Source organism: Polaromonas sp. (genome assembly GCF_039930745.1).
Taxonomy (GTDB): domain Bacteria; phylum Pseudomonadota; class Gammaproteobacteria; order Burkholderiales; family Burkholderiaceae_C; genus Polaromonas.
The window spans coordinates 36,373-48,137 of sequence record NZ_JBDTTH010000010.1; the positions used below are offsets into that span (position 1 = coordinate 36,373).

Annotated in this window: 6 protein-coding genes; 5 read left to right on the forward strand and 1 reads right to left on the reverse strand. The window is 62.7% G+C overall.

Going from position 1 to position 11,765, the window contains the following annotated elements; genetic code table 11:
- Positions 1–19: 19 nt before the first annotated feature.
- The 5 genes from ABI660_RS05785 (at position 20) to ABI660_RS05805 (ending at position 10,478) form a co-directional block, all read left to right on the forward strand.
- A complete protein-coding gene (locus tag ABI660_RS05785) occupies positions 20–1,720 on the forward strand; it encodes a ShlB/FhaC/HecB family hemolysin secretion/activation protein (RefSeq protein ID WP_348065875.1) in 1,701 nt (566 codons plus the stop codon).
- Between the two features lie 55 nt (positions 1,721–1,775).
- Positions 1,776–8,231, forward strand: a complete 6,456-nt coding sequence (locus ABI660_RS05790; protein ID WP_348065877.1) for a filamentous hemagglutinin N-terminal domain-containing protein — start codon at positions 1,776–1,778, stop codon at positions 8,229–8,231.
- 600 nt (positions 8,232–8,831) lie between these two features.
- The gene (locus ABI660_RS05795) at positions 8,832–9,548 is read left to right on the forward strand and encodes a hypothetical protein (RefSeq protein WP_348065878.1); all 717 of its coding nucleotides are present in this window, start codon (positions 8,832–8,834) and stop codon (positions 9,546–9,548) included.
- Positions 9,549–9,628: 80 nt separating this feature from the next.
- Entirely contained in the window at positions 9,629–9,802 is a 174-nt protein-coding gene (locus ABI660_RS05800; RefSeq protein ID WP_348065880.1) for a hypothetical protein, read from the forward strand.
- A gap of 250 nt (positions 9,803–10,052) precedes the next feature.
- Positions 10,053–10,478 carry a DUF4440 domain-containing protein gene (locus ABI660_RS05805; protein WP_348065881.1) on the forward strand — a complete coding sequence of 142 codons (426 nt, stop codon included), beginning with the start codon at positions 10,053–10,055 and terminating at the stop codon, positions 10,476–10,478.
- Between the two features lie 34 nt (positions 10,479–10,512).
- Here ABI660_RS05805 and ABI660_RS05810 read toward each other — a convergent pair whose 3' ends face one another.
- A complete protein-coding gene (locus tag ABI660_RS05810) occupies positions 10,513–11,706 on the reverse strand; it encodes an FAD-binding oxidoreductase (RefSeq protein WP_348065883.1) in 1,194 nt (397 codons plus the stop codon).
- Positions 11,707–11,765 lie beyond the last annotated feature (59 nt).

Here is an 11,765-nt window from a genome sequence, read left to right on the forward strand (position 1 = left end):
CACGAAAGAGGAAATGTTGTTGCGCAGCACGAAAACACTGTTCATCCTTGTCGCTTCCATCAGTGCATTGCCCGCAGTTGCACAACAGGTCCGGCCCGACGCCGGGACCTTGCTGGAACCCAACAGGCAGATCCCCACCTTGCCCGCCACCGGGGGAACCCCTCCGGTAGCTGTCCCCGCGCCACCGGCCGCCACAGCGTTTGATAAAAGCGTGCGGCTCACCCCGGCAGCGTTCCGCTTTCAGGGCAATACCGTGTTTGACGAGTCAACCCTGGCGGCGGTTGTTGCACCGTTTGTGGGGAAGCTGACCGGCATGGATGGCCTTTTCGAGGCGGCAGCGGCAGTTCGACGCCACTACCGCGACCATGGCTACCTCCTGACAGAGGCCTACCTGCCAGCGCAAAGATTTTCAGAGTCCGGCGGCACGGTGCTGATCCAGGTGCTGGAAGCCCGCCTGGGCAAGGCGCGCGTCGTCATGGAAGGCGCGGGTGTTTCGGAAGCTCTGGCCACACAAATCGTACAAAAGCAACTTGTACCGGGCAGCCTGATCACCGCCGACCAGCTCGAAAGGCCCGTCCTGCTGCTGCGCGACCTCGCCGGCATGGAGGCAAGCGCCACGGTTGAGCCGGGAGCTGCGGAGGGCGAGGCCGACGTGATCGTCACCGTCAAGCCCACAGGCTCGAAGTTTGCGGCAGTGCTTGGGCTCGACAACATGGGGCCGCGCAGCGCAGGGCGCGTGCGCTCGTATGTGGATGCCAGCCTGAGCAACCTCACCGGCCGCGGCGACGTGTTGTCGGCACGGGCGCAAATCTCCGAAAGTTCTGCCTCCGAGCTGTACCGCGTCGGCTACAGCGCCACTGTCGGCGGCTACGCCACCAGACTCGGCATCAATGTGGCCCGCGCCGACTACGTGCTGGGCAAGGAGTTTGCCGCCCTGGGCGCCAGCGGCAAGGTGGATGTTCTGGCGGTGTCTGCCACCCAGCCCCTCATCCGCTCGCGCATGGCCAACCTGTATGCCGATCTCACCGCAGAGCGCAAGGACTTTGCCGACAAAACCACAACACCCGCGTCTGCCACCGACAGGAGCATCAATGCCGTGCGGCTGGGTGTCGTGGGCAACTTCATTGACAAGCTTGGCACTGACTCGTTCACAAGCTACGCCTTGAGCCTCACCCATGGGACGCTGCATCTGGATGCGGCCAGCCTGGCGCTCGACCAGAGCATTTTTGGCCTGCACACGGCCGGCTCTTTCAACAAGGTCAACGTGGAGCTGCAGCGGACCATGTTTATTTCAGCCGCCGGGCGTGTCAGTGTTTCGGTACAGGGGCAATACGCTTCAAAAAATCTCACCTCTGCAGAAAAGCTTTCGCTTGGCGGCCCAACCGGTGTGCGCGGCTACCCCATTGGCGAAGCGCTCGGAGACAGCGGTGCGATTGTCAGTGCCGAATACCGCCATCAGCTGCCAGATCTGGGTACAAAAATTCCCCTCTTTGGCTCCGTGTTCTACGACTGGGGCAAGGTCCGGTTCAATCGTTCAGGTTCACCCTTCGTGACGCCTGCGTCAGAAACACTCAGCTCCGCTGGCATTGGCCTCTCGGCAGGCACGGTGGGTGACTACCTGCTGACTGCCCAGATGGCGTGGCGCACCGACCGCAGCGTGCCGACCATCGAGCCCGACAAAAAACCAAGACTCTGGCTGTCCTTTCAGAAGTGGCTCTAGCCGCGGTTCCTTTCTCTTTCTGATACGTGCCCTTCCCTACGTTGTTGAGATGCCCATGACCTTCTACCCAGCCCCACGTGTTCGCCGCCACCGTTTTTCTGTTCGTACGGTGGTCGTGCGCCTCTCGCGAAAGCTCAAGGCGACTTATCGCATTCGCACGGGGCCTTATCTGTCGCACCTTCTGCTGGCGGTGCTGTCATTGACTTTGCCTTCGCTGGCCAGGGCACTGCCTCAGGGCGCGGTGGTCGAGGCAGGCGCGGCCACTGTCAGCTCACCCACAGCATCGTCGATGGTGATCAATCAGACAACGGACAAAGCGGTGTTGGGGTGGCAGTCATTCAGTATTGGCCAGGGCCAGTCGGTTCAGTTCATCCAGCCCAACGCCGCTTCGGTGGCGCTGAACCGGGTGATGGGCGGTGACGTTTCCTCCATCTTCGGCACCCTGTCTGCGAACGGGCAAGTGTTTCTGGTGAATCCCGCAGGCGTGATGTTTGCGCCCGGTGCGCAGGTGAACGTGGGTGGGCTCGTGGCTTCAAGCTTGAATCTGAGCAACGCAGACTTCATGGCTGGCAAGTACCAGTTCAGCGGAGCGGGCGGCAGTGTGGTGAATTACGGAAATATCCAGGGCGGATATGTGGTGCTGGCCGCGCCCAACGTAGCCAACCACGGCACCATTTCGGCGCCAGGCGGCGCGGTCGGGTTGCTGGCCGGGTCACGTGTCTCGGTGGACCCCACAGGCGGCGGCCTTGTCAAATTTTCAGTAGACGCGGCGGCCGTCAATGCGGTGGCCTCCAACACCGGCACCATCACCGTGGACGGCGGCCACGCCGCGATTCTGGTTTCGTCCTTGGGCGACACTTTCTCCACCGTGCTTAACCAGAGCGGTGTGATCCGAGCCAACTCCATCTCCAGCCAGAACGGCACCATCGTGCTGGACGGTGGAGCATCAGGCATCGTGCAGGTCAGTGGCACGCTGGAGGCCAGGGGCGCGCAGGCAGGCGAGACGGGTGGCACGGTCAAGGTGCTGGGCGAGCGTGTGGGCCTGATGGCCGGCGCAAACATCGACGCCAGTGGCGATGCAGGCGGTGGCACGGTGCTGGTGGGCGGCAACTTCCAGGGCAGTGGGGCTGAGCGCAACGCGAAAGTGACTCTGGTCAACGAAGGCGCCCAGATCGACGCCAGTGCAACCACCACCGGCGACGGCGGCAAGGTCATCGTCTGGGCAGACGACACAACCCGCTATCACGGTGCGATCAGTGCCAAAGGTGGCGCTAACAGCGGCAATGGCGGCTTCGTCGAGGTATCCGGCAAGAACAATCTGGTGTTCACCGGAGCCGTGGATACCAGCGCGGCCAACGGTGCGCTTGGCACCGTGCTGCTCGATCCGACCAACATCACCATCGTCGCCGGTGCTGGCACGAATGATGCGGAGGTTAGCGACGCCGCTGTTGCGTTTGCGGACGGCGGGGCCGGCAACTTCCAGATCGGCACAACGGCCATCCAAAACGTAGCTGGACAGGTCGTCCTGCAGGCATCAAACGACGTCACCGTCAACGGCGCCATCAACAAGGGCAATGGCGGCCTGACGGTCATGGCGGGCAATGACATCAATGTCAACGCGAACATTACTGCCAGTACCGCCATCTTCCTGAATGCCAACTATGTCTCCACACCCGGGGGGGGCGCCACCGGTACTGGCAAGGTGACCGTGGGCGCCGGAGTGACACTGTCTGGCGCAAATGTCAGCCTGGCGAACGACTTCAGCTCAACGGCCAACGTTGTCAACGGCGCCCTCACCGCCACCGGCGACGTCAACCTGTTCAGCAGCGCCACCCTTGGCGCTGCGGCTACCCTGAATGCCACCAACCTGAATATCAACGCCGGCTCAACCAAAACCGTGACACTCGGCGCTTCCAACGCCATCAGCAATACAACCAGCGTTGTGATATCTAACGGCACCACCCTTGCGATGGGCGGGTTCAGCGATACGGTGGCCGACGTCCGGCTCCAGAGCGGCACCATCAATGGCACGGGCACCCTGTCTGCGCCAACTTACACGGCGAACTTCGGCACCATCAATGCAAATCTCGGCACGGGCACGCTGACGTCTACAGGAACTGTCGCGCTCAACGGCGCCTCGGCATCAACCACCGTCAACATCACCGGCGGCACGCTGACCCTGGGTGCCAACGACAGGCTGTCCAATGGCGCCGCAGTCACCATTGCCAGCGGGGCAACATTGGGCATGGGTGCGTTTACCGATACCGTCAATGCCCTTACCCTGAACGGCGGAACGCTGGGCGGTACCGGCACGCTTACCGTAGCCAGCGCCGCCACGCTCAACGGCGGCACCCTCAACGCCAACCTGGCCGGCACGGTTCCCCTCACACAGGCGTCCGGCACCACCACGCTCAATGGAACGGCCGCATTCACCACAGTGAATGTGAATGCAGGAACACTGGCTCTGGGCGCCACGTCCAACAGACTTACCGGAGGAAATGCCGCCATCACCATTGCCTCCGGGGCTACGCTGGACACGGGGAGTGCTACCCAGGCTCTGGGCGCTGGCTCAGCAACAATTGTGAACAACGGGGCACTGATCACCGGTGCCGCCATCACCGCGGCAACCATAGCGGGCACAGGTACGGCGAGCCTGGGGGGCAACGTCAGCATGGGCGGCCCTCAGACCTATGGTGCAGTTACGTTGACCACCGGCGTGGGAATGTCCGGAAACAATATCACCTTCAACGGTGCGGTTAGCGGCCCCCACGCCCTGATCGTCAATGCGGGCGGGGTGGGGACGACGGTCTTTAATGGTGCAGTCAACATTGCTTCGCTGCAGCACATCACAGGCTCCGGAACGCTGAGTTTAAAGAACGTCACCACGTCGGGTAGTCAGCAGTATTCTGGCAACGTCACCCTGGATGGCAGCTACGCAACCACCAACAACGCCTTCAGCGTTGGAGGAACGACAACTTTGGCTGGCTCGTCCACGGTCAGTGCCGGTACAGGCGCAATCTCCTTCGGCTCGACCCTGGCCGGAACCGTCGGCGCCGAGTCCCTGACCACAAGCAACACCGGCGCGCTCACGTTTGGCGGCGCCATCAGTAACCTGAACAACCTGACGATTGCTGGCGGCCCGACTGCTGTGGCGCTGCCCACAACCACATTAACCGGGACACTTGATGTGACATCTGCCGGCACCATCGGGCAAACTGGTGCGGTCAGCGCCGCTTTGGTGCGGGGAACCACGACCGCCCAGTTCAATTTGAACAATGCTGGAAATTCGATAGGTTCACTGGGAACCATTTCGGCCTCTGGCGTTTCGGTGAAAGATGCCAGCGGTGGGCTTGCCCTGACCGGCCCCATCACTGCCACTACGGGCTCCATCAGTATTGAAACCAGCGGTGGTGCGCTGGCCATTGGCGGCAATGCGTTGCAAAGCGGCGGTAACACTTCCTTGACTGCTCTGGGAGTAACCGGCGATATCACAAGCGCCGCCGGTGGCACAGTTACTGCCACCGGTGGTTTCATCGACATGAGCGCAGGCAGAAACATCGCCTTGGGAGCGGCCGTGTCCGCCAATGGTGCGGCCAACCCTGTGGAGCTCCGTGTGGGGGTCTCGACCGATGGCGCATTCTCAACAACCGCCGCTATTTCGTCCACCGGGGGCACCACCATCAGGGGGGCTGGCAGCAACGACAGTTTTGACTTCAGCAATGCGCCAGCTTTCAACGCCACCGTCGACGGCGCGGCAGGTACCAATACGCTGACCGGCCGCAACGCGGCCGCTACCTATACCCTCACCGCCGTCGGTGCGGGTAATGGTGACGGACTCACGTTTACCAACATAGGCGCGCTGGTCGGTGGCTCGGCCAACGACACGTTCACCCTGGCCTCGGGCGCAGCTTTCGGTGGCACCATCGCCGGTGGTGGCGGCACCAACACCATGGGTGCAACCGACGGTGCCAACACCTGGGCCATCACCGGTGCCAATTCCGGCACGCTCAATGCTGGCACGGCTTTCAGCGCCATCACCAACCTGGCGGGGGGCACAGGCGTCGACACGCTAGCGGCGCGCAACGTTGACACGACCTTCAACATGACTGGCCCCAACGCCGTAACTGCTGAAGGCATGAATGGCACCAGTATGGAAGCACTGCTTGGTGGCTCTGCCAATGACACCTTCACGCTGGCAGCCGGAGTGACAAGCTTCAACGGCTCTGTTGCCGGCAGCGGTGGTACCAATACCTTGGCGGCGGTGGACGGTACCAACGCCTGGGTTATGAGCGGCACAAACTCTGGCACGCTCAACGCCAGCACCTCATTCAACACCATCACCACTCTGGCCGGCGGCACCGGCACCGACACCCTGACTGGACAAAATACCGGCACTGTTTGGACGGTTACCGGCGCCAATGATGTTGCTGTTTACGGCGTGAACGGCACCAGCATGAACGCCTTGGTGGGGGGTACGAACACTGACATCTTTGCGCTCAACGCAGGCGTTACCTTCAACGGGTCCATTGCCGGCGGCGGCGGCGCGGGCACCCTGTCAACGCCCAGCGGTACCAATGCATGGACCATCACCGGTCCCAACGCCGGTACCTTCAACACCAACACCGTCTTCAGCGGCATCACTGCCCTGACCGGGGGCACGGGCGCAGATACGCTGCAGGGGCGCAACGCGGCAACGGCGTGGAACATCACGGGCGCTAACACAGTCACGGTCGAGGGCATGAGTGCCACCAGCATGAATGCCTTGGTCGGCGGCACAGCCAACGACACATTCACACTGCCGAGTGGCCTGCCCAGCTTCAACGGCTCCGTTGCTGGCGGTGGCGGCACCGACACATTGGTCGCGACCAACGGCACCAATGCATGGAGCATCACCGGCGCCAACGCCGGCACACTGAATACCACCACCACCTTCAGTGCCATCACCAATCTGACCGGCGGCAGCGGTACAGACACACTGACCGGGCGCAACAACGCCACAGCCTGGAGCGTGACCGGCATCAACGCTGCCACCGTTGAGGGCCTGAATGCCACCAGCATCGAAGCGTTGGTTGGTGGCACCCTCAACGACACCTTCACCCTTGCAGCGGCAACGCCCACCTTCAACGGCGCGATTGCCGGCGGCGGCGGCACGGATACGTTGGCCACTACAGACGGCGCCAACGCCTGGGCCATCACTGGCGCCAACAGTGGCACCCTGAATACAAGCACCGGCCTCAGCGCCATCGCCAATCTGGCGGGCGGCGCAGGCGCCGACACCTTTACTTTTGCCGATGCAGGATCCGTTGTTGGAACCGTTGCCGGCGGCGGAACAGCTTCGATAGATACGGTTAACCTGAGCGCCAAAACCGGGCTTGTGGCTATCAACACGCAAACCGGCGTGGTCACAGGCTCGGCGGGTACCAGCGGCATTGAGGCCTTCATAGGCAACGGCGTCAACACCACGCTGACCAGTGCAGCGTTCAGCCTTACCGGTGCCAACAGCGGCGTGGCAGACGCAGGCATTGCCTACAGCGCCGTGGCCAATCTGCAAGGCGCCGCCGTTGCCGGCACCATCGCCGGCAATGGCGGCAGCGTCACGGGCACCATCACGGACGGCGGCGCGGGCACCACCCTCTCGGGAGCCCTCACCAGTGGCGGCGCGCAAACCTACAACGGTGCTGTCACCTTGGGTGCGAACACCACACTTGCCGCAGCCAGCGTCAACCTCAATGGCACGGTAAGCGGCGCAACCCAGGCCCTGACCATCAACAGCAGCGGCGTAACCACTCTGGGCGGCGCCGTCAACGTGGCGTCGTTGATGACTGATGCCGCGGGCTCCACCTCCATTGGAGCCAACATCACGACCAGTGGCGCACAGAATCTTGGCGATGCCGTCACGCTGACGGCCGACGTTGTGCTGGCAAGCTCTGGCGGTGGCGCCCTTAACCTTGGCAGCACCGTCAATGGTGCTCAGGCATTGACACTCAACACGACAGGCGCCACGACGCTGGGCGGCGTGGTCGGAGGCACAACCGCACTGACTTCGCTGACCACCAACGCCGGCGGCACAACCAGCCTGGGCGGTAGTGTCACCACCACCGGCCTGCAAAGTTTTGGCGACAACGTCACTGCGACAGGCCCTGTCACCGTTGCCAGCACCGGCGGCGGCAACATCAGCTTTCTGGGTACCCTCGGTGCAGGCGTCACCATCACCACCACTGGCACCATCATCCGGCCAGTGGTTCCCACCCCGACGCCTGTCGTCCCTGTATCGGCAAATCTCGCCGGCCCTGATTTACGCCTCGCCGCCAATATCGCTCTCGCGGGAGGTGATGTGAGCGATGGCATGCCCAACAGCCTCGACGAGAAGGTTTTGCCAGGCAGCAACGCGCTGCTTCGGTGGTCGCTGGCTGACTTGCGGAAGATGATGAGCCCACTGAATTTCGGCCCCGGCACCATTCGTCGTGCGACCTGCTCCGGGGAGCAAAGTGCAGCGGGCGCCTGTCAGTAGCCGGGGTTAACGCAGGGAAGATGCCTCTTCTCGGAAGAGGTCAGCAGTTGGCTGCTTACCAAGGCATCGACCGGTGCATCGGGATGCCGGCTGACCGTGCCCAGTCCAGCTGCAGAGCTTGTCTGACCGCGAGGCGAGGCGCTCGAATCCGGGCAAATTTCCTATCAAGGATCTTCACCCATACGGGCGTTGCAGCCACCCAATGCGCCACTGTGCAAGGGGAGCCAGGCTTGCACGGGTGGGGTTTGAGTCCCATTGCTTCGCTTTGCTGTCACACCTGGCTTCAAACTCTTTCGTGTGGCCAGCGGGGGATTCCTCACTACGACTTTGCCCAGGGCTAAAGCAGACGGCAACCGATGCAGCGCATCGGGTGACAGCGGCTGTCTGCGGAAATAAGTGGGTTTGTTCATGAGTGATGGCTCGGGTGCCCACCAGGGAATACAAGCTTCAGCCCCGGCACCCGTGGCAAGCCCGCAACTCCCGCCGCGACATTGACAACTTTTCACCTACTGCGCCCACGCTGCCGGCTTGCTGCTCAACAGTCAGCTGCGTATTCTCAACTCATCCCACTTGTGAAAAGGAAAGAAAGAGGAGCGAGCCATGCCCTACCCGGTTGGAAAGCGCAGCGTGACTTTGGGTGACCTGCAGATACGCTACCTGAACAGTGGAGTCGTCACCATCGATCCCGTTTTTCAGTTGCAGGGCGCGCAGCCAGCCGCACATGCTGCGCCGCCCAGGCAGCGCAGCGCCCGGCATCGCCACATTCCGCTGCGCCAGCTCCAGGCCACGGTCAAAGTGGTCAGGGAAATCAGTGAGTTCGATCTTGACTATGACCTGGGCAATCCGAACCAGACCTTTGACACGATCAGCGGGGCTGAATTTGTCTTCCACGGCAGCAAGCACACTTGGGACACCATTTACACATCCGGCGGTCTGAGGTCGACCGGCATGAACACGAACATCGGCCAGCACGTACACAGCAGTGCCCAATATCAAACGGCCTATGTTTCCGGCACACGCTCACTCGCCGTGGCACACAAGTTCGCCAGAAGTGGGCTGGATGCCACGCAGGGCCAGTTCGGTTTTGTATACCTGTTTCACGTCGAGGGAGGCATCGTCATTGCCCCCCACCTGCATGGCCACCACCAGGCCGAAGTGACTGGCCTTGGCGAAGTGCCCGTGCGCGACATCCTCATGTTCAAGTGGCTGGCCCAGCCGCGCACGGTGTACGTCAACCGGGAATACAACGCCACGCAGCTCACGCCGCTTTTGATCGACAGAGGGCTACGGTTGATTGGTGGCGGTGCCACGCCCTGACGGGCGACACGGTAGAAGGTAAGCGGCCGCAAATCCAGAGAACCAAGGCGCGCAAAGACGTCGCGCAGGCTGCCGCGCTGGTGGACTATTTACTGGTTCACGACGCCACCGAAGTTGCCGCCATGTGGCTGGACGTGATGACTCGAGGACCCGGCTGGCGGCGGCGCTTGAAAGAAGGCTTCCAGGCGATGACGGCGCTGTACCCGGACCGCGATTTTCAGGGGCGGCTTGATCGGGCAATTGCCGCGGTCTGAGCAGTATCAAGAAGAATTTTTAGCGTAATTGGGAGCGCTGCATGAGTACGGCTCAGACATCAAATCGCTCACTACAACCACATCGCTCGCCACATCCTGTCTTTGCGAGAGCAGCGCGTGATGCTGCTCTCCTGAGCAGTGCTGTTGCCCAACACCTCCGTAACCAACCCTTTCCGTCTTCGCGTTCATCCCCTGTCCTACATCGCTCGCAATACGCCGGGCTTACCTTGCCCTTTTAAGGAGAAGCAAGATGGGCAAACAGCAGCAGGATTTCAAAACCTTCATGAAGGAGCGGCAGCAAGTCGCAGCCGCGTATGTCAGTGGCGACGCGGCGCCTTTGGGGCGTGTCGTGGCGCAGGAATCACCGGCCACTTTCATGAGCCCGGGCGGCGGGGTGGTGCGGGGCACGCAGGAAGTGTGGTCGCGCTACCAGCAGGATGCCGGCAGGTTTGAGGCGGGCAGCACTACCGAGCTGGAGATTCTTGACATGGCGGCGGGCGACACCGTTGCTTACTGGACGGGGATTCAAAAAGCCCAGGCCCGCATGAAAGGCCAGCCTGAGCCCGTGGCGAACAAGCTGCGTGTGACGGAAGTGTTTCGCCGTGAAGGCGATGCGTGGAAGCTGGTGCACCGGCATGCGGATCCGATGGTCGAGGCGGCCAAGCGCACCGGTTAGCGCGGGCCACCTTTTGCCCGCACCGCGCGGCGCTTCAAATCACATTTTTCTCCAGCAAGGTTCGCCCCTCCACCAGCCGCTGTACCGACAGCGGCGACAAGTCCAGGCTGGTGTAGGCGCCTTCGCAGATCCACTCCGCCAGGCCGCGCCCCACGGCGGGTGACTGCTGCAGGCCGTGCCCGCTGAAGCCGTTGGCCAGCAGCAGGTTGGCTAATGCGGGGTGCGGCCCCAGCAGCGCGTTGTGGTCATGCGTGTTGTACTCGTAGTAGCCGGCCCAGGCGCGTTGCTGGCGCAGGGCCTCAAAGCCCGGTACCCGGTTGGCCAGCGTGAGCCAGGCTTCGTCGAACAGCGCGTGGTCCACTTCCAGCGGCGCGTCGTTGTCGTCTTGCGCGGGCGGCAGGCCGCAGATCCACATGTTGCCTTCGGGCCGGAACCACAGGCCGCTTGGATCAATCACCAGCGGGCACTCGGGTGTTTGGGCGGGGCTGGAGAAGCCGTACACACAGCGCGTGCGCCCATACACCGGCAAGTCCAGTCCGGTGCCGGCCAGCAGCGGCCTGGCCCAGGCGCCGGCCGCGTTCACCGCCCAGTCGCAGGGCAATGTTGAGCCGCCCTCCAGCGCCACCGCGTTCACGCGGCCCTGGCTGTGCGCAAAGCCGGTGGCCTGCGCCTGGAGGTACTGCACGCCCAGGCTGCGCGCCTTGTTTTTGAAAGCCATCAGCAGGCCGTAGCCGTCGAACCAGCCTTCGCCCTCCAGCCCCAGCGAAGCCAGCGCCAGGTCGTCCACCCGCAGCCACGGAAAGCGCTGTTGCAAGGCGGCAGGCTCCAGCAGCGCCACCTGCACGCCGTGCGCGCGCTGGGTGGCATGGTTCTCCCGCAGGGTGGCTGCGCCGGCCTCGGTGGCCAGGTAGAGGTAGCCTTTTTCCGTGAGGGCAATGTCGGGCACATCACCATCCACCGCCAGGTGCTGTCTGATGTTGCGCAGGAAGCCGATGCCGAACTGCGACATCGCAATATTCACCGGCTGCGAAAACTGCTGGCGTATGGAACTGGCCGATAGCGCTGAAGAGGCCTGCGCATACGTTGGATCGCGCTCCACCACCGTGATGTCGCCGCGAAAGCGCGCGTGTGACGCCAGAAAGTACGCTATCGCGCTGCCTATCACCCCGCCGCCCACGATGACGATCTTCTGCCTGGCTCGGCTTAATTTTGTGCGTGTTCCATGCATGGGAATCAATCTAACGCTTGCCACTGTGGGCGCGCGCTACTTTTGGTGTCCGGTTGGCG